This is a genomic window from Tabrizicola thermarum, from assembly GCF_003574395.1.
GTDB classification, from domain to species: Bacteria; Pseudomonadota; Alphaproteobacteria; order Rhodobacterales; family Rhodobacteraceae; genus Tabrizicola; species Tabrizicola thermarum.
Map to the genome: position 1 here is coordinate 82645 of NZ_QMJY01000082.1, position 19365 is coordinate 102009.

Here is a 19365-nt window from a genome sequence, read left to right on the forward strand (position 1 = left end):
ATGACGAAGGCCCCGGGGGAGGTTCCGCCCGGGGCCTTCAGTTCAGCTCAGGCGCCTAGTGCGCGTGGCTCTTGTCCCAGTCGGACGGCTTGGGCAGCTGCTCGAACGTATGCTCGGGCGGCGGCGAGGGCAGGGTCCATTCCAGGGTGTCGGCGTATTCGTTCCAGTAGTTGTTCTCGGTCACGCGACGGCCCCAGAGGAGCGTGTAGAACACGATGCCGATGAAGAACACGAAGGAGGCGAACGAGATGAAGGCACCGACCGAGGAGAACCAGTTCCAGTAGGCGAAAGCCTCCGGATAGTCGATGTAGCGGCGCGGCATGCCCTGGCGGCCCAGGAAGTGCTGCGGGAAGAAGGTCAGGTTCGAGCCGATGAACATCATGAAGAAGTGCAGCTTGCCCGCCCATTCCGGATACTGGCGGCCCGACATCTTGCCGATCCAGTAGTAGATTCCGGCGAAGATCCCGAAAACGGCACCCAGGCTCATCACATAGTGGAAGTGGGCGACCACGTAGTAGGTGTCGTGGTAGGCGCGGTCCACCGGGGCCTGGGACAGGACGATGCCCGTGACGCCGCCGACGGTAAAGAGGAACAGGAAGCCGAAGGCCCAGAGCATCGGGGTCTTGAACTCGACCGAGCCGCCCCAGATCGTCGCGATCCACGAGAAGATCTTCACCCCCGTCGGCACCGCGATGACCATCGTCGCCAGCATGAAGTAGCTTTGCTGCGTCAGGCTCATCCCGGCGGTGTACATGTGGTGCGCCCAGACGACGAAGCCCAGGACGCCGATCGCCACCATCGCATAGACCATCGGCAGGTAGCCGAAGATCGGTTTGCGCGCAAAGGTCGAGATCACATGGCTGATGATGCCGAAGGCGGGGATGATGATGATGTAGACCTCGGGGTGGCCGAAGAACCACAGGATGTGCTGGTAGAGGACCGGGTCACCGCCGCCCGAGGGCGCGAAGAAGGTGGTGCCGAAGTTCCGGTCGGTCAGCAGCATGGTGATGGCACCGGCCAGCACCGGCAGGGCCAGCAGGATCAGCCAGGCGGTCACGAAGATCGACCAGGCGAAGAGCGGCACCTTGTGCAGGGTCATGCCCGGCGCGCGCATGTTCAGGAAGGTGGTGATGATGTTGATCGCGCCCAGGATCGACGAGGCACCCGAGAGGTGGACGGCGAAGATCGCCAGGTCCATCGCATAGCCGCCTTCGGCGGTGGTGGTCAGCGGCGGGTACATGACCCAGCCCACGCCCGAACCCGTCCCGAGATCACCCCCTCCGCCCGGCGCCAGCATCGAGGCCACGCCCAGCGAGGTGCCTGCGACATAGAGCCAGTAGGACAGGTTGTTCATCCGCGGGAAGGCCATGTCCGGCGCGCCGATCATCAGCGGCATGAAATAGTTGCCGAAGCCGCCGAACAGTGCCGGAATGACGACGAAGAACATCATCAGGACGCCGTGATAGGTGATCATCACGTTCCACAGATGCCCGTTCGGGGTGCAGGTCGCCGAGGCATCGGCGATGAAGCGCGCGCCCTCCTGGCACATGTACTGCACGCCCGGCTGCATCAGCTCCATCCGCATGTAGACGGTGAAGATGACCGAGATCAGGCCGACGAGACCGCCTGTGAACAGATACAGGATCCCGATGTCCTTGTGGTTGGTCGACATGAACCAGCGGGTGAAGAACCCGGGTCTGTGGTGTTCGTGGCCATGGATGGCTGCGTCTGCCATTGGCGTCCTCCGCTTTGGTCGTTCCGTGATTCCGTTTGCTGCCCGTTAATCGGACCGCCCGGTTTCCCTTGTCTTCATGTCTTTAGCGGTGCCGACGGTAGGTCGCAATGCACGACTTTGCCGCAGTCGCAAGATTCTGGGCCCGAATGGGAAAAGGCGCGGCTCCGATCCGGAACCGCGCCCCAGGGTGACGTCGTCAGGCGAGATTACTGCGCGACCGATGCGAGGTAGGCGGCCACGTCCTCGCCACCGGAAGCCAGTTTGAAGGACATCTTCGACTTCGCGGCATTGTCGCCAAGCGCCTCTTTCAGATAGGCGGCCGGATCGGCCACATAGGCCGCAAGGCTGGCTTCGTCCCAGACGGCGCCCTTGGCCCCCAGGGCGGCGATGGATTCGCCGTATTTGAAGTCCGGGTCCGAGGCGACGGCGCGGCCGATGACGCCATAGAGGTTGGGACCGGTGCGGCCGCCCTTCTGGATCTCGGTCCCGTCGGGGGCGATCACGGAATGGCAGGCCTTGCACTTCTTGAACGTTTCCTCGCCGGCAGCCGGGTCGCCCGCGAAGGCCGGCACGGCCAGAGCGGAGGCGGCAACGGCAAGAAGGATGAACGTCTTCATGATGTCCTCGTGTTTGTCCGGGCGCGAAGCTGCACCCCCGAGACGGGAACATGAGGGCGTGCGGCCTTGATATGCAATAGCATCTTGGTGCTATGTGACAACTTGGCAGGCGCGGGCGCGGTTGAAACTCCGCTCGAAGCTTGCCATTAGCGCTGCGTCCAGATCGGCCATCGTCACCGGCAGGCCAAGGTCCACCAGGCTGGTGACCCCGTGGTCGCGGATGCCGCAGGGGATGATTCCGGCGAAATGCGACAGGTCGGGTTCCACGTTGATCGAGATGCCGTGAAAGCTGACCCAGCGGCGCAGCTTGATCCCGATGGCGGCGATCTTGTCCTCGGTCGGGCGGCCATCTGGGCCGGGGCGGTCGGGACGCTGGACCCAGACGCCGACGCGGCCCTCGCGGATCTCGCCCGTGACGTTGAACTCGGCCAGGGTGTCGATCACCCAGCGTTCGAGGTCGCGGACAAAGCAGCGCACGTCGCCGCCCCGCGCCTTGACGTCGAGCATCGTGTAGATCACCCGCTGTCCCGGCCCGTGATAGGTGTATTGCCCGCCGCGCCCGACCGGGTAGACCGGAAAGCGGTCGGGATCGACCAGATCGGCGGGCTTCGCCGAGGTGCCCGCGGTGTAAAGAGGCGGATGCTCCAGCAGCCAGATCGCCTCGCCCGCGCGCCCTTCGGTCATCGCGGCGACATGGGCCTCCATCGCCGCGAGGGTCTCGGGGTAGGGGGCCAGGCCCGGGATATGCGTCCAGTCAACCATCCCATGCGTGATAATCCTGTCTGCCCCGATGATCCATAGCCGCCGACGCGATCCGGCGACCGATCGGATTGCGGACAGGTCCCGAAAGAAAAAGCCCCTTTTCATCCCGCGCGACTGCCGCTAGATAGCGGGCGTCCATACCGGGCCCACATGCGGATGTGGCGGAATTGGTAGACGCGCAGCGTTGAGGTCGCTGTTCCTTAACCGGAGTGAAAGTTCGAGTCTTTTCATCCGCACCAGGGTTCGTTGGACAATACCAAGGGCGTGGGGGAAACCCCGCGCCCTTTGCCTTTGCCGCGCGACCCTGCCGCAGGATTGCCTCCTTTTCTTGCGCCGATTGCAGGCAGATCGGCTGCGGAACCGTGCAATACTGTGCGTTCTTCCCGTAACGGCGCAAACTGGCCCGGACAGGTCGCCAAAGTGCCTTCTGGCGTCGAAAAAGTGCGTTGCATTGGGGGGCCGGTTTCGGTTTAGTCGAATCAAGCCAGAGGGCGGTAAGCCCCGGAACCATCAGGGAGACACGGGTGACGCAAGAGCCCCGCACCGACGCCTTCGTCGCGTTCGAGCATGTTCAGAAAAGCTATGACGGGGTCACGCTTGTCGTGAAGGACCTGAACCTGTCGATCGGCAAGGGCGAGTTCCTGACGATGCTTGGCCCGTCGGGCTCGGGCAAGACGACCTGCCTGATGATGCTGGCGGGGTTCGAGACCGCCACGCATGGCGAGATCAAGCTGGACGGGGTGAACATCAACCAGGTGCCGCCGCACAAGCGCGGGATCGGCATGGTGTTCCAGAATTACGCGCTTTTCCCGCACATGACCGTGGGGGAGAACCTGGCCTTTCCGCTGGAAGTGCGCGGCATGGGCAAGGACGAGCGTGAGGCGAAGATCAAGCGCGCCCTGGACATGGTTCAGATGGGGGCCTATGCGAACCGCCGTCCGGCGCAGCTTTCGGGTGGCCAGCAGCAGCGGATCGCTCTGGCCCGCGCGCTGGTGTTCGATCCCAAGCTCGTCCTGATGGACGAACCCCTTGGCGCACTGGACAAGCAGCTGCGCGAACACATGCAGTTCGAGATCAAGCATCTGCATGAATCGCTTGGGATCACCGTGGTCTATGTGACCCACGACCAGGGCGAGGCGCTGACCATGTCGGATCGCGTGGCCGTGTTCAACGATGGCAGGATCCAGCAGCTTGCGCCCCCTGCGGACCTGTACGAACGCCCCGAAAACAGCTTCGTCGCCCAGTTCATCGGCGAGAACAACAAGCTTCTGGGCACGATCGAGGAATTGACCGGCGACCGGGCGCTGGTCCGGCTTGCGACCGGCGAGCTGATCGACGCCACCGCCGTCAACGCAAGGGAAAAGGGCGGCAAGACGCTGGTCTCGATCCGGCCCGAGCGGGTGGAGTTCAAGCCCGAGATGATGCCGCCCGGCGCCCACACGATCGACGCCGAAGTGGTCGAGATCATCTACATGGGCGACATCCTGCGCGCGGTTCTGAAAGTCGCGGGCTCGGACGGGTTCGTGATGAAGATGCGCAACACGCTGGGCCAGACGAAGCTGACGCCCGGCCAGAAGATCAAGGTGGGCTGGCATCCCCAGGATGCCCGCGCGCTGGATCCTTGATACCGAAGCGGCCGCGATGACCGGCCAGTGCAACCAACCAAGACAGGGAGACTGCCAATGAAGAAGACCCTTATCCTTACCACCGCTCTGGTCAGCTTTGGCTTTGCCGCCAATGCCGACGTGACGGTCATGTCCTGGGGCGGTGCCTATGGCGCGGCCCAGACCGAAGCCCATGTGAAGCCCTGGTCGGCCAAGACCGGCAATCCCGCGATCATGGTCGACAGCGACAACCCGGCCCCGGCGATCAAGGCGATGGTCGAAGCCGGCAACGTGACCGTCGATGTCGCCTCGGTCGAATATGCCGACGCGATCCGTCTGTGCGACGAAGGCATCCTGGAGCCGATCGACGCCGCCAGCCTGCCGCCCGCCCCGGATGGCACCCCGGCGACCGAGGATTTCCTGCCCGGTGCGATCACCGAATGCGGCGTCTCGACCGACATCTGGTCGAACGTCTTTGCCTATGACGCGAGCAAGTTCACCGGCGACAACGTGCCGAAGACGGCAGCCGACTTCTTCGACCTGGAGAAATTCCCCGGCAAGCGCGGCCTGAAGAAGGGCGCCAAGGCCGTTCTGGAATTCGCGCTTCTGGGCGATGGTGTTCCGGCCGCCGAGGTCTATGACGTGCTGAACACCCCCGAAGGCGTGGATCGTGCCTTTGCCAAGCTGGACACGATCAAGGATCAGGTCGTCTGGTGGGAAGCCGGGGCCCAGCCGCCGCAGCTTCTGGCCGATGGCGAGGTCGTGATGACCACCGCCTACAACGGCCGGATCTTCAACGCCGCGATGACCGAGGGCAAGCCCTTCGTCATCGTCTGGGACGGCCAGATCTACGAAAACGAGATGTACGTCGTGCCGAAGGGCGCGCCGAACAAGGATCTGGCGATGGACTTCATCCGCTATGCCACCTCGACCGAAGGCCTGCGCGCCCAGGCGCAGCAGATCTCCTACGGGCCGGCCCGCAAGTCGTCCTTCGCGGAACCCATCGTCTTCAAGGACGGCAAGACGGTGATGGCGCCCCACCTGCCGACCGCGCCGGAGAACCTGGGCAACGCGCTGGAAACCTCGTCCGACTTCTGGGTCGATCATGACGCGGAGCTGAACGAGCGCTTCCAGTCCTGGCTGGCGCAGTAAACCGATCTCCGGGCGCGGGGGCCCCCCCCCTCGCGCCCGGTCCTTCCGAAGACGAGGCAGGCATGGCCGAGGCACCGACCGCACTTCTGACCACCGCCGATGGCCGCCCGCTGAAGGCCGCGCTGGCGACCGCGCAGGCCCGGGCCAGACGCCGGGCGTTCCTTCTGGTGCTGCCGCTTCTGGCCTTTGTCCTGCTGACCTTCCTCATCCCCATCGTCTACATGCTGAAGCGGTCCTTCGAACATGACGGTTTCGCATCGTCCGCCCCGGCATTGGTGGCCTGGTTCAAGTCCAATCCCGATTTCGACCCGATGAACCCGCCGGAAGAGGCTTACGCCGCCCTGGTCCAGGACCTGGCGCGGATGCAGGTGGAAAAGACCACCGGCATCGCGGGGACCCGGATCAACTATTCCGTGCCCGGCTCGATCAGCCTGTTCAAGAAAGGCGCGCGCGAGGCTGCAAGCCTGACCCCGCCCTTCAAGGAAAGCCTTCCGGCCCTTGACAAGGAATGGGCAAGGCCCGCGCTCTGGCGGGGCATGGCCTCGGCAAGCCACGTCTATACCGCCGAGTTCTACAAGGTCGCTCTGGACCTCAAGCTGACCGACAAGGGCTGGGAGCGGGGGCAGGACAACGAACGGATCTACCTTTACCTCTTTGCCAAGACCTTCCTGATCTCGGCCATCATCACGCTGCTGTGCCTGCTGCTGGCCTTCCCGGTCGCGCATCTTCTTGCGACGCTGCCGATGGCGAAATCGTCGCTTCTGATGATCCTGGTGCTCTTGCCGTTCTGGACCTCGCTTCTGGTGCGGACGACCTCGTGGATCGCGCTTCTGCAGGAGCAGGGCGTGGTCAACAACATGCTTGTTGCCCTGGGACTTCTGGACGACAGCGGCCGTCTTGCGATGATGTACAACATGACCGGCACCATCGTGGCGATGACCCATGTTCTGCTGCCCTTCATGATCCTGCCGCTTTATTCGGTCATGCGGGTGATCCCGCCCAGCTATGCCCGGGCCGCGCGATCCCTGGGGGCCACCAGCTGGACCACGTTCCGCCGGGTCTATCTGCCGCAGACCCTGCCGGGGATCGCGGCGGGCTCGCTTCTGGTCTTCATCCTGGCCGTGGGTTACTACATCACCCCCGCGCTGGTCGGGGGCGCGGACGGGCAGCTGATCTCGAACCTGATCGCCTTCCACATGTCCAAGTCGAACTGGTCGCTGGCCGCAGCCATTGCCGGGATGCTTCTGGCGTCGATCCTGCTGCTTTACTGGCTTTACGACCGGCTGATCGGCATCGACCGGCTGAAATTCGGCTGAGGAGACCATCATGGCGCTACCCACCTATGCCTCGCCGCTGGAGCGGATCTGGTACTACACCTATCTGGTGATCTGCTGCCTGGTATTCCTGTTCCTGATCGCGCCGATCCTGATCGTCATCCCGTTGTCCTTCAACGCCGAGCCCTATTTCACCTTCACCCAGAAGATGCTGTCCTTCGATCCCGAAGGATACAGCCTGCGCTGGTACGACACGCTGCTGACGCTCGGCCACCCTGCGCCGGAGACGCCGCGCGACGGCACCTGGTGGGCCGCCGTCTGGGAACGCGCGACCTGGGTGCAGGCGGCGAAGAATTCCTTCTGGGTCGGGCTCTGGGCGACGATCCTGGCGACGACGTTGGGCACGGTCGCGGCTTTGGGTCTGTCGCGGCCGGAAATGCCCTATCGGCGGCTTGTCATGGCGCTGCTGATCTCGCCCATGATCGTGCCGATCATCATCATCGCGGTGGGGATGAGCTTCTTCTTCGCCAAGGCCTGCGTGGCGCCCGACTCTGCGATGGGGTTTCTGTTCGGCTGGGCGCTGTCGGAAAAGGGGTGCCTTGCCAACTCGCATCTGGGGGTCATCATGGCCCATGCCGTGCTGGGCATCCCCTTCGTCATCATCACCGTAACTGCGACGCTGACCGGCTTTGACCAGTCGCTGATCCGCGCGGCGCAATCGCTGGGGGCGAACCCGCGCACGACCTTCTTCAAGGTCATCATGCCGCTGATCCTGCCGGGCGTGATCTCTGGTGCGCTGTTTGCCTTTGTCACCTCGTTCGACGAGGTGGTGGCGGTCCTGTTCATCGCGGGTCCTGACCAGCAGACGATCCCGCGGCAGATGTTCAACGGCATCCGCGAGGCGATCTCTCCCGCCATCCTTGCCGTGGCGACGATCCTGGTGGTGATCTCGGTGCTGCTGCTGACCACGGTCGAACTGTTGCGGCGCCGGTCGGACAGGCTGCGGGGCGTGACGGGGCGCTGAGGGACGGCTCCTCGTTCGCCTTCGGCTTCTCGTCGCTGGCGCTCAACGAGGAGGGGCGAAGCCAACGAGGAGCGGTCAGGGCAGAAGGTGCAGCCAGCCCCAGGTCGTCAGGATCGACAGGGCCGTCGCCACCAGCACGGCCGAGGCGTTGACCCGTTTCCCGACCCCATACATATGGGCGAACATGTAGGCGTTGACCCCCGGCGCCATCGCGGCCGTGACAACCGCCGACCGCAGCGCTGCCGTCCCCAGGTCGAAGACCCGCGTCCCGAGGACCCAGGTGATCGCCGGATGCAGGACCAGCGAGGCGGCTGTGACCATCAGCACCGGGCCGATGTCGCCCTCGATCCGGTAGCGGACAAGGACTCCGCCCAGCCCGAAAAGCGCCACCGGGATCGCCGCCCGCGCCACCATGTCGACGCCGGACCAGAAGAAGCCCGGCAGGGGGTTCCCGGCGAGGTTGACGGCAAAGCCGAGAAGGATGCCGATCACCAGCGACTGCGACAGGATCGCCCGGCCGATCTGGCGCACTAGCCTCGGGCCAGACAATCCGCGCCCTCGGGAACGGGCCCATTCCATCAGCGCGATGCCGAAGCCGTAAAGCATCGGCGCGTGCAGCGAGATGATCGCGTAGTTTCCTTCGAGCGCCGCCGCCCCGTAGGCGCGCTCGGTGATGGCGAGGCCGAGAAGGAGCGAGTTCGAGAAGAGCCCGGCAAAACCGATGGCCACGGCATCGGGCATCGGGCGGCGGAAGATCAGCATGGTGCCGAAGAAACAGGCGAAAAAGCCGGCGAAGGCTCCGGCGTAGAAGCTGGTCATCAGGCCGAGGTCGTAGGCGACCGACAGGTCGAGATGCGCGATCGACCGGAACAGAAGGCAGGGCACGGCAAAGTTCTGCGCGAACCGCATCAGGCCATCGACGGCGGGTTCGGCGAGTAGCTGCGCCCTGACGGCGGCATAGCCGAAGCCGATGACCAGAAAGACAGGCAGGATGACGTCGAGAAGCGCGCTCACGGCTGGTTGTCGTAGACGACCGTCATCCCGTCGAATGCAGGCGTGATATGGGGCGGAAGCTCGGCCTTCAGGGTCTCGTAGTCGAGGTCGATGTGCATGTTGGTGATGACGGCGCGGGCGGGCCTGGCGCGGGCGATCCAGCCGAGTGTCATATCCAGATGCGCATGGGTCGGGTGCGGCTTTCGCCGCAGCGCGTCCACGATCCAGCAGTCGAGGCCGTCCAGCACCGGCCAGCTTTCCGCCGGGATGTCCACGGCGTCGGGCAGATAGGCAAGCGGGCCGATGCGGAAGCCGAGCGCGTCCATGCTGCCATGATCGGCGCGGAAGGGGGTCAGCGTGACCGGGCCGCCCGCACCCGGCACAGTGACGGGACCGTCGATGGTATGCAGGTCGAGGATCGGCGGATAGGGCGAGCCTTCGGGCTGGACGAAGGCATAGCCGAAGCGCGAGAGGAGCGCCTCTTGCGTGGGGGCGTCGGCCCAGACCGGCAGGCGCTGGCGCTGGTTGAAGACGACCTGCCGCAGGTCGTCGATCCCGTGCATGTGGTCGGCGTGGCTGTGGGTGTAGACCACACCGTCCAGCGCGCCGACGCCCGCGTCCAGAAGTTGCTCGCGCATGTCGGGAGAGGTGTCGATCAGCACGCGGGTCACCCCTTCGGCCGTTTCGCGGGTGACAAGCATCGAACAGCGGCGGCGGCGGTTCTTCGGATTTGTCGGGTCGCAGTCCCCCCAGATGCCGCCAAGGCGGGGCACGCCACCCGAGGAGCCGCAGCCGAGGATGGTGAAGGTCAGCTTCGCCATCATGCGGCCTGTGCGCTGCGGGCGGCGCGGGGGAAGAGGCGGTCGAAGTTCGCGGTGGTGATCGCGGCGAAGTCTTCCAGGCTCAACCCGAAGACCGGGGCCATTGCCCGCGCGGTATGGGCGACATAGGCGGGTTCGTTCCGCTTGCCGCGATGGGGCGGGGGGGCAAGGTAAGGACTGTCGGTCTCCAGGATCAGCCGGTCAAGCGGGGTCCTTGCAAAGATGTCGCGCAGGTCCTGCGATTTCGGGAAGGCGGCGATGCCGGAGATCGAAAGGGTGAAGCCCATCTCAAGCGCGGCTTCGGCGAGGCGGGGGCCGGAGGAAAAGCAGTGCATCACGCAAGCATACGGTTTTCGGGCCATGCCTTCGGCCAGGATCGCCTCCATGTCCTCATCCGCGTCGCGGGCATGGATGATGAGGGGCAGGCCGGTTTCCTGCGCGGCCTCGATATGGATGCGCAGGCTGATCTGCTGGATCGCCTTGGACTCGGCGGTGTAGTGGTAGTCGAGCCCGGTTTCGCCGATGCCGACAAATTTCGGGTGACGGGCGAGGGCGACGAGGTCCTCGACCGAGGCCAGGGGGTCTTCGGCCGCGCTCATCGGGTGGGTGCCGGCGGCATAGAAGACCTCGGCATGGGCTTCGGCCAGGGCGCGGACCCTGGGTTCGTGGTGCAGCCGGGTGCAGATGGTGACCATCCGGTTCACCCCGGCGGCGCGGGCGCGGGCAATGATCGCGTCGGTTTCAAGGATCAGGTCGGGGAAGTCCAGATGACAGTGGCTGTCGACCAGATCAAGGGCAGTGGGGGGCATCGGCTTACCTCAAGGCGAGGCTCCCCGCCGTCTCGTCGACCTTCAGGAGCATATCCATCAGAAGCGCGGCGGGGTCAAGGTTGACGGCCTTGCCGCGCCGGGCGCGGGCGGCAAGCGATTGCGCAAGGTCGGCCCAGCCGCGCGCGGCGCGCGGGTCGGGGGACAGGCGTTGCAGAAGCCGGGCCTCGCCCGGCGCGGCCTCGGGCGGAAGCTGGCCGGTCACGCCATGCCGGGCAAGCCGGGCCAGCGCAAGGTCGATGAGGGTGACGAGAAGGTCGAAGGTTTCCGCCGCGCCCCGGGCACCGGCGAGGTCCGACAGGGCCAGGGCCTGCGGGCGGTCGAGCCGGGGCAGGGTGGAGAAAAGCCGCACGAGAGCGGCATAAAGCTTCAATCCGTCGAGATTGGTCAGCCGGAATGCCTCGCCCACCGAGCCGCCGGACAGTTCGGCCAGGGCGCTGCGATCCTCGGGCGCGATCTCGCCCCCGGCCTGGGTGAGCGCATCGGCCAGATCCTGCGGCGCAAGCGGTGTCAACCGCAGTTCGCGGCAGCGCGACCGGATGGTGGGCAGAAGCCGCGCGGGCTGGTGCGCGATCAGGAAGAAGGTCACGTTCGGCGGCGGTTCTTCCAGCAGTTTCAGCAGCGCATTGGCCGAGGCGGTGTTCATCTCGTCCAGGCAGTCGACGATGGCCGTGCGATGGCCGCCGTCTGCTGCGGACAAGCTGAAAAAACTTTTCATCCTTCGCACGTCTTCGACCGAAATGACCTGCGACAGTGCGGTTTCCTTTTCGTTCGGGCCGCGGCGCAAGAGGTAATGGCGCGGCTCGGACCCTTGCAGAAGGCGGCGGGCAACCGGGTGGCTGTCGGGGATGTCCAGCGTTTCGGCGGGAGGAGCTGCGAACATGCCGCCGTCATCGGGTGGGGTGGCCAGGAGGAATCGCGCCATGCGCCAGGCAAGCGTCGCCTTGCCCACACCCTTTGGCCCGGTCAGCATCCAGGCGTGGTGCAGGCGACCGGATTGGTGAGCGCGCAGAAGCTCGGCCTCGGCGGCGGCATGGCCGAAGAGAATCCGCGTTTCGCGCGGATGCGGGGCGCCTTCAAGGCGGTCGGGTTCGGGAAGCTGGTCTTTCGGCTCGGCCATGGTGGGCAATTTGCACGGGCCGGGGGCCGGGGGAAAGGGGGGAACGTCGGCGGCCCGTCGGCAAATCATGGTCGCTGCGTGGCACGCGCAAGACCTGCGAGGTCGACGAACAGACCCGATCACAGGCGAAAGGCTTGCGCCCGGGAAAGGGAAGGGGAGCCTGCGGCGGTTCGCGGTTGTTCGGGATCAGGCGCTTATAACGGTCACAGACGCCCTGCACCATGCCGCGACGATCTCGGCGTCGGCCGGCAGGGGGGATACTTCTGCCCCGGCAAAGGCAAGGAAGGCGGCAAGGTTCAACCCGTTCACCCCGATCAGGACGGGCAGGCCACGGTCAAGCGCCTCGGCGATGACGGGGACAAGTCCGCGACCTTCGGCTTCGCGTTTGCCGAACTTGTTCACGATCAGGACCTCGGCCCCGTCGAGGCGTTGCTGGACGGCATGGACGGTCTGCTCCAGCGCGCCGCTGTCCAGCGTGCAGCCGCGCGCAAGGTCGCCCCGGTCTTCGCTTATGCGGACCACGGGGCCATCGGGCAGGATGCGCAGGTCCATGTCGCATTTGCGCCGACCCTCGCGTTCGTGGTTCGACTGCACGGTTCCGGCAAGACGAACCCCTTCGGCTTCCAGAAGGGCGGCGACCTCGGCGATCAGGGCATCGGTGCGACCGCGCCCCTGCAAGGTGACATAGGCAAGTTTCATGGGCGCATCCTGGCAGAAGGACGCCGCCCGAGGCTTCCCCCGGGCGGCTTCAGGGTCAGATCAGAGCTCGACTTCCCACGACTTGTAGGACACCGCCGCCGAGGCCGGGGTCGCATCCGAGATCTTGCGGATGTTCGCCCAGGTGGCCTTGTAGTTCGGCAGGATCAGCTCGTTCACGCCGGCGTTCACGATATTGCCCTGCGCGCCGTTCGGGGCACCGAAGACCATGAAGGTCTCGTTGCGACGGGCGGTCGGCTCGGGGTAGGCAAGCGCCTGGGTCGCGCCCACATCGTTGTAGACCTCGACCATGTCGCCCGCCTTGATGCCAAGCTCGGCCATGTCGTCGGGGTTGATCTGGATGAAGGGCACCGGGAAGCGATCCATCACGAAGTCGTTGCCCTGATCCAGGAACCAGTTCTGCCAGTTCATGTTGGCGCGGCCGTTGTTGATGAAGAAGCGGTGGTTGGCCTGCTGCTGGGCCTTGCCCGGAGCCTGCCAGCCGCGCCATTCGCCCAGGCAGAACAGCGCCTTCTTGTCCTCGCGCCCGTGCCGGGTGAAGTTGCCGTCCTCATACAGGCGGTTGGTGCCGATCAGCTTGCCGTCGGCAAAGCCCACCACCGGCTCCAGCACCCCATCGTTGCCCATGGCGCGCAGGCGGTCATAGGTGACTTCGGGGTTGCCCTGATGGTAGCCGTCCATGAAGGCGTCTTCCTCGGTCTTCCAGTCATAGCCCTTGAACTGGTCGGCATACTCGTTGCGCCCGTCCTCGCGCAGCACACGTTCCAGGTTCTGGGCGATGCCGGCGGCGATCAGGCAGTCGGGGCGCGCCGAGCCCGGCGGGTCCATGTATTTCTCGGTCAGCCGCAGGCGCCGTTCGCCGTTCATCGAGGTCAGGTTCATCTCGCCCGATTCGACCGCCGGCAGGATCACATGCGCGGCCTGGCCGATCTGGCTGTGGATGATGTCCACATCCACCACGAAGAGACCGCCCGCATTGATCGCGCCGACGATGGCATCGACCAGCTCTTCGCGCGGGCGCCCGGCGGCGGCGTCCATGGCATCCTTCACCATCTGGCTGCGCCGGTTGTAGACGCGCTTGAACTGGCTGGCGTTCAGCGTGGTCTTGTAGTGGTCGTTGGCCCAGATGTGGTGCACCTTGCCGCGACCGGCGATCAGCAGGTCGTCGATATAGGGCGCGGGGCGGCCGACATGGGCGTCGGAGGGGCGGTAGTAGCCTTCCTGGTGGCCGCCCAGACGGCAACAGCCGCCGCCCTCGCGCCCGACGTTGCCGGTGGCCAGCGCGATGTTCAGCAAGCTGCCGATGGCACGATAGTTGTCGTTGCCCCAGATGATGCCCTTTTCATAGCCGGTGACGCATTTCCGGCGGCTGCCGTCCTCCTTGGGCTTGGCGATCCACTCGGCGGCCTGGATGATCTGCGCCTCGGTCAGGCCGGTGGCGGCGGCGCCGTCGGCCAGGCTCATCCTGCAGGCCACACGCGCGGCCTCGAACGAACCGAGCGACGCGGGATGCGCGCTGTCGGCAGGAACCGCCACGTCGCCCTGGAAGGTCGATTTGGCGATGAAGTCGGCATCGACCCAGCCCTGATCGGCGATGTAGGTGAACAGGGTGTTGTGCAGCGCCACGTCCGACCCGGGCGTGATCGCCAGATGCAGGACGTTCTCGGCGCCCGCCACCTGCTCACAGGCATCCACCGTCACCGTGCGGCGCGGGTCCGAGATGACGACCTTGGCCCCGGCCTGCATCCCCTTGACCATGTGGTTGAGGAACAGGTTGGTCTGGCACTCCATCGGGTTGGTGCCGACCAGGAAGATCGTGTCGGTGACTTCATAGTCGGCGTAATTGTAGTTCAGCTCGTCCACGCCCATGTCGCGGCTGGAGTGGACCTCCGAGTTGTAGGCCGGGCGGTTGTGGATGCGGCAGTGCCTGACCTTCATCGAGCCGAAGTAGAGCTTGCCGGTGCCCCAGGTGTTCTCATACCCGCCTGCGCTGCCGCCGTGGTCGAACATCGACACGAAGAGATCGTCCTCGTTGTCCTTGTCGATCACGCGCGCGGTGACGCGGGCCACCAGGTCCAAGGCATCATCCCAGGATGTCGGCTGCCAGGTGCCATAGCGCCAGACCATCGGATCGGTCAGGCGCTGCTGCTGGGTGCCGTTCACGTCGGACCGCCGGTTCTCGGCCATCCGCGCGCCGCGGATCGAGCCGAGCCCTGAGTTCACCACGCAGTTCACATCGGGCTTGATGACCAGATGCACATCCTTGCCGTTCTGCTTGACGACGTTGTACATCGAGGGCGCATACCAGGCCTCGGTCTCGGCCCCCTGCTGTTGCGACAGGTCCGCGCCGATCCAGTTGCTGTCGGTCGAGCCTTGCGTCTTCAGCGGCCAGGTATAGGCCTTGTAGCCGCAGCCGACGATGCAGTAGTGGCAGGTGACGTTGTGTTCCTTGGCGCCTGCGGGAATGATCGGCAGGCGGTCGATGTTGCGTTTGTAAGCCATGTGATCGCCCCCCTTACGCCAGCACGTTGGACAGACGGCCGTAGATCAGCTCGTCCGCGCCTTCGGCATAGATGTCGCCCTTGTCGTCCACCCGCAGGGCGAACTGCGGCAGGTTCTGCGTGGCATGGCCCCAGACCTGCTGGCCACCCTTTTCACAGTCGAACCGGCTGAAGTGCCCGGGGCAGTTCAGCGTCTTGTCCGAGGCCGCATAGCTCATGATGTAGCCCTTGTGCGGGCAGAGCACCGAATAGGCGACGATGTCGCCGTCCGGGCCGACGCCGCCCTCGACCGGGGTGCCCAGCTTCAGCAGGATGCCGGGGCTGTCAGCATCGGGGTAGCCGATGTCCATCGGCTCGTTCACCTTGAGGTCTGCCAGATTGGCAAGGCGGTTCGACGGATAGTCCACCATCGCCCGCGCCTTCGCCTGTGCCTGCCCCGCAGGCATCACCGTTGCTGCCGCAGCCCCCGCCGCGCCAAGGATACCCCCGCGCAGGAACTGACGGCGGCCGACATCGACCAACCGGTTGCATTTCATGTGAGCTTCCCTCCCTGGTTGCCTCTGCCCAAGAATAGCGGAGCGGAAGGGGGCGGCGCGACGGCCCAGAGACTTGCGCCGCGCTGCGGCAAGTTGTTCAAAATGTGCACAAATTTCGGGCGTTCGGATTTCCGAACATCGCCGCGCGGCCTAAAGCCCCAGCTTCTGCATCTTCTCCCACAAGGTGGTGCGCGACACGCGCAGCAGTCTTGCCGCCTCGCCCACCTGCCCGCCGGTCCGGTCCAGCGCCGCCACGATCTGCGCCCGTTCGGCCGCGTCGCGCACCTCGGCCAATGAGCGCATAGCGGCGTTCGCCGCGCGTTCGGGAAAGAGGTCGGAGGTCAGGACAAGCTCTCCCTCCGCCGCCTCGACCGCGCGCATCAGGCGGGCGCGCAGCTCGCGTCCGTTGCCCGGCCAGTCATGCGCGCGGATCGCCGCTTCCGCCGTCGCCGCGAGGCCGGTCAGCGGCGCCGCGCGACGGGCGTTGAAGCCGGGAAACAGCCGCGCCGCCAGCCAGACGGCATCGTCGGGGCGATCGGCAAGCGGGGGCACGACGATTTCGTGCGAGAGCAGAAGCGCCATGAGATCGGCCCGCAGCGCGGAGTCCTCGGCAGTCGGGACGCCCATGGTGGCGACCAGCCGGAAGCGCGGCGCGGAAAGCGCGGCCATGAGGGCGTCCTGCGCGGCAGACTCCAGCTGTCCGATGGCGATGACGACCAGCGTGCCCTCGCCGACCTGGCGCAGGGCGGATTGCAGGTCTTCGAACCCGACCCTGTCGCGCAGGGCGTTGCAGACGACCAGCGGCGCGGCCTTGCGGTCCGACAGGTCATGCAGCCGTCGCGCCAGCCGCAGCTTGCCCAGCCCGGAGGCCCCGCGGATCAGCAGCGCGTCATCGCGGGCCGCCGCTTCGGCCACCTGACGATCCACGGCGCGCGCGGCGGCGGTGATCCCGGTTTCGGGCGGCATCTCCTCGTCGGCGCGGGGCCGCATCACCGTGGCGAGCCGTTTCAGGAAGGCCCCGATCTCGAAGGGCTTGGTGATGTAATCGGCCGCCCCCGACCGGATCAGCCGCACCGCCTGCTCGATCCCGCCCTGTCCGGTGATGAACAGGAAAGGCGGCGGATGGCCGGTGCGGGTGAGGGTGTCGTAAAGCTCTTCGCCCGTCCCGTCGGGCAGGCGGATGTCGCAGATCACCGCGTCGATCGGCTTGCGCGTGGTGCGGATGGCTGGCAGCGCGCGGGCGATGCCCTTGTGCCACTGGACATCGGCCCCTTCCAGCGTCAGGCGCTGGAGCAGCGAAGCCCCCATGATCTCGTCATCCTCGACCAGAACGATGCGGCGCCCTTCAAGCATCCTTGCCCCCATGCACCGGCAGATCGACCCGGATCACGGTCTGGCCATCGATCCGGTCATGCTGCACCCTTCCACCTAGGCCCGCGACGATGTCATGCACCAGCCGAAGGCCCACGCCGCCGCCCGGGGGCAGGGGGCCGGAGGCCATGAGCCGCGCCAGATCGGCCTCGGTCATCGCCGCGCCGGTGTTGCTGACCGTGATGGACAGCCCGTCCCCACCGTTGGTCACGCGCAGACCCACGCGGCCATTGACGCCCGCCGCGGCGCCCGCGTTGAGAAGCAGGTTGAGCGCGACCTGGCGCACCGGGGCTGCGGGTTGCCCCGCCAGCGAGGCCGCGCCTGCGTGGACCTGCCAGTCCAGCACCTGCGACCGGCTGTGCGCCTCGGGCTCGAACAGAAGGCGCAGGTCCTCGAAATCCTCGGGGCGCAAGGGCTGGCCGGCGCGGTCAAGCCGGTTCTGGTCCAGGATCGCGCGGGTCACGTCGCGCAGGTGGCCCAGGCCGCGCCGCATCAGTTCGGCCGACTGGCGCACCACTTCGGGCCGGTCGGCATAGGTGTGGATGGTGTCGGCCGCGTTCAGCAGGCCACCCAGCGGGTTGTTCACCTCATGCGCAAGCGACGAGGACAGCCGCCCGAGGCTGACAAAGCGTTCGCGGTCGGCCAGGCGGCGTTCGGCCTCGGCGCGTTCCTCGACGGCAGTCGTCATCTGGTTGTAGGTCTGGATCAGCCGTGCCAGCCCCGGATCGCCCTGCGGGATTTCGGCGGCAGGGATCGGTCGGGGTGCGCCTCCCGAGGCATCCATCGCCTGCACCAGCGCCCCCACAGGCCGCAGGATGCGCGCCACGGCAAGCCAGCCGCCGAAGGCCAGCAGCGCCGTCGCCAGGGCATTGCCGACCAGAAGCCACAGCGTGACATTGCGCCGTTCGGCCAGAAGGTCGGTGACGTCCAGTTCGGTGACGATGCTGCCGATCGTACGACCCTGGTACTGGAGCGGGGCCGTCACCCGCAGGGTGGGATCGCCGGTCATCCGCACTGCCTGAGGGGCGACAGCACCCTGTTCGAACTCTGTTGCATCCTTGCCGACGGGCGCGCGGCGCGGATCGGTCGCCGCCAGCACCAGACCCCTCTCGTCCGCGACAACCGTCAGAAGCAGTCGCTGCCCCGCGTTGCCTGCCCGGGCCCGGTCAAGGATGTCGTAGACCTCCCAGACGTCCTGTCGCAGGACCGAGGGTCCCAGCGCGACCGACAGACCTTCGACATGCAGGCGTGCCGCTTCGGACAATCGGGCATCCTGCACGCGGCCAAGGGCGGACAGAACGCCCTGGCTGGCCACAAGGCCCAGAAGGATCATCAGCGCCGCCGAGATCAGCGGCACGCGCAACGTGACGGGCAGGACGCGAAAGCGACGCAGGAGCTTCATCCACCCCCCAGGTCCGCCATGCGCGCGGCGATCCCGTCGAAGAGCAAAGGCTCGCCCGCGGTGATACCGTCGAGATAAAGCAGTCGCAGAACCGCCTGACCCTGATCGGTCCGGTCAAAGCCTTGAAGGGCTGCGGCACAGGCCTGGATGCCGGCCTCGTTCCTTCGGGTGCGGCGCGCGACGAAGGGCGGAAAGCCCAGCTTTTCGGATCGGGTGATGATCCTGGTGCGCGCGGTCAGGCCGGGTTCGACGCTGTTCAGGACCTCCCACACATAGCCGTCGACGCTACCCGACCGGGTCAGCCCGCCCGCCACGGCGCGGACGACGTTGCGGTGGCCATAGGTGAAGATCGCCCGGGAAAAGAAGCGGTCCGGCGCCTCGCCCATGCGGGCAAGGTCCGAGGCGGTGACGAGGTAGCCCGAGTTGCTGTCGGGGTCGGAAAAGGCATGTGCTCCGCCGCGCAGATCGGCAAGACTGGTGGCGGGATCATCGGCAGCAGCGATCAGGTAGGACTGGTAAAGCGGCGCGCCGCGCCAGACCGGCACACCCAGCAGCGACAGCTCTGCCCGATGCTGCACGAAAGGATAGCCACAGGTCCAGGCGGCATCGACCGACCCGTCGAGCAGCGCGCCGGTGATCTCCTGATAGGTGCGCCGCTGGACAAGCTCGATCTCCCGACCCATCGCCGACGCCAGCGCGGCGCGCAGCGCCGAGATCACGGCGGCATCGTTGTCCAGAAACACCGGGGTCAGCGCAAAGCGGAACGGTTCGGCCGCTTGCGCCCGCACCGTCGGCGCCGCACAGGTAGCCGCCGCCATCAGGATCGCGCCCCGCCGTGTCAGCATCCCTTCCTCCCTCGGGCCGCAAGGCAGTGCCCCAGAACGGCACCCCGGCCCCGCGGTGAAGACT

17 protein-coding genes and 1 tRNA gene are annotated in these 19365 nt (G+C 66.2%); 5 read left to right on the forward strand and 13 right to left on the reverse strand.

The window, feature by feature from the left end; all coding sequences use genetic code 11:
- Positions 1 to 55 precede the first annotated feature (55 nt).
- From ctaD to lipB, 3 genes are all read right to left on the reverse strand, one after another.
- On the reverse strand, positions 56 to 1735 hold the full coding sequence (gene ctaD, locus D5084_RS15685; RefSeq protein ID WP_128516446.1) for a cytochrome c oxidase subunit I: 1680 nt from the start codon (positions 1733 to 1735) through the stop codon (positions 56 to 58).
- A gap of 206 nt (positions 1736 to 1941) precedes the next feature.
- On the reverse strand, positions 1942 to 2352 hold the full coding sequence (locus tag D5084_RS15690; protein ID WP_128516447.1) for a c-type cytochrome: 411 nt from the start codon (positions 2350 to 2352) through the stop codon (positions 1942 to 1944).
- 90 nt (positions 2353 to 2442) lie between these two features.
- A complete protein-coding gene (gene lipB, locus D5084_RS15695) occupies positions 2443 to 3114 on the reverse strand; it encodes a lipoyl(octanoyl) transferase LipB (RefSeq protein WP_128516448.1) in 672 nt (223 codons plus the stop codon).
- Positions 3115 to 3266: 152 nt separating this feature from the next.
- Here lipB and D5084_RS15700 point away from each other — a divergent pair.
- From D5084_RS15700 to D5084_RS15720, 5 genes are all read left to right on the forward strand, one after another.
- Positions 3267 to 3353: transfer RNA gene (locus D5084_RS15700), tRNA-Leu, on the forward strand.
- 285 nt (positions 3354 to 3638) lie between these two features.
- Positions 3639 to 4739, forward strand: coding sequence for an ABC transporter ATP-binding protein (locus D5084_RS15705; RefSeq protein WP_128516449.1), 1101 nt, complete (start codon positions 3639 to 3641; stop codon positions 4737 to 4739).
- A 57-nt stretch (positions 4740 to 4796) separates the two neighbouring features.
- The gene (locus D5084_RS15710) at positions 4797 to 5870 is read left to right on the forward strand and encodes an ABC transporter substrate-binding protein (protein ID WP_128516450.1); all 1074 of its coding nucleotides are present in this window, start codon (positions 4797 to 4799) and stop codon (positions 5868 to 5870) included.
- 62 nt (positions 5871 to 5932) lie between these two features.
- Positions 5933 to 7186 (forward strand): ABC transporter permease, encoded by a 1254-nt coding sequence (locus D5084_RS15715; protein WP_128516451.1) that lies wholly within the window; start codon positions 5933 to 5935, stop codon positions 7184 to 7186.
- A 10-nt stretch (positions 7187 to 7196) separates the two neighbouring features.
- The gene (locus D5084_RS15720; protein ID WP_128516452.1) at positions 7197 to 8168 is read left to right on the forward strand and encodes an ABC transporter permease; all 972 of its coding nucleotides are present in this window, start codon (positions 7197 to 7199) and stop codon (positions 8166 to 8168) included.
- A gap of 75 nt (positions 8169 to 8243) precedes the next feature.
- Here D5084_RS15720 and D5084_RS15725 read toward each other — a convergent pair whose 3' ends face one another.
- From D5084_RS15725 to D5084_RS15770, 10 genes are all read right to left on the reverse strand, one after another.
- Positions 8244 to 9182 carry an AEC family transporter gene (locus D5084_RS15725; RefSeq protein WP_128516453.1) on the reverse strand — a complete coding sequence of 313 codons (939 nt, stop codon included), beginning with the start codon at positions 9180 to 9182 and terminating at the stop codon, positions 8244 to 8246.
- Complete coding sequence (locus D5084_RS15730) at positions 9179 to 9982, reverse strand: MBL fold metallo-hydrolase (RefSeq protein ID WP_128516454.1); 804 nt, start codon at positions 9980 to 9982, stop codon at positions 9179 to 9181. The genes D5084_RS15725 and D5084_RS15730 overlap by 4 nt, the downstream gene beginning before the upstream one ends.
- The gene (locus tag D5084_RS15735) at positions 9982 to 10791 is read right to left on the reverse strand and encodes a TatD family hydrolase (RefSeq protein WP_128516455.1); all 810 of its coding nucleotides are present in this window, start codon (positions 10789 to 10791) and stop codon (positions 9982 to 9984) included. The genes D5084_RS15730 and D5084_RS15735 overlap by 1 nt, the downstream gene beginning before the upstream one ends.
- Positions 10792 to 10795: 4 nt before the next feature.
- Positions 10796 to 11929, reverse strand: a complete 1134-nt coding sequence (locus D5084_RS15740; protein ID WP_128516456.1) for a DNA polymerase III subunit delta' — start codon at positions 11927 to 11929, stop codon at positions 10796 to 10798.
- A 186-nt stretch (positions 11930 to 12115) separates the two neighbouring features.
- Positions 12116 to 12628, reverse strand: a complete 513-nt coding sequence (locus D5084_RS15745) for a DUF2478 domain-containing protein (RefSeq protein ID WP_128516457.1) — start codon at positions 12626 to 12628, stop codon at positions 12116 to 12118.
- Positions 12629 to 12688: 60 nt separating this feature from the next.
- Complete coding sequence (locus D5084_RS15750; RefSeq protein WP_128516458.1) at positions 12689 to 15148, reverse strand: arsenate reductase (azurin) large subunit; 2460 nt, start codon at positions 15146 to 15148, stop codon at positions 12689 to 12691.
- Between the two features lie 13 nt (positions 15149 to 15161).
- Positions 15162 to 15683, reverse strand: coding sequence for an arsenate reductase (azurin) small subunit (locus tag D5084_RS15755; protein ID WP_128516459.1), 522 nt, complete (start codon positions 15681 to 15683; stop codon positions 15162 to 15164).
- Between the two features lie 150 nt (positions 15684 to 15833).
- Positions 15834 to 17036 carry a sigma-54-dependent transcriptional regulator gene (locus D5084_RS15760; protein WP_128516460.1) on the reverse strand — a complete coding sequence of 401 codons (1203 nt, stop codon included), beginning with the start codon at positions 17034 to 17036 and terminating at the stop codon, positions 15834 to 15836.
- Positions 17029 to 18456 carry a sensor histidine kinase gene (locus tag D5084_RS15765; protein WP_128516461.1) on the reverse strand — a complete coding sequence of 476 codons (1428 nt, stop codon included), beginning with the start codon at positions 18454 to 18456 and terminating at the stop codon, positions 17029 to 17031. Before D5084_RS15765 ends, D5084_RS15760 begins: the two co-directional genes overlap by 8 nt.
- Positions 18453 to 19301, reverse strand: a complete 849-nt coding sequence (locus tag D5084_RS15770; protein WP_155523141.1) for a PhnD/SsuA/transferrin family substrate-binding protein — start codon at positions 19299 to 19301, stop codon at positions 18453 to 18455. Before D5084_RS15770 ends, D5084_RS15765 begins: the two co-directional genes overlap by 4 nt.
- Positions 19302 to 19365 lie beyond the last annotated feature (64 nt).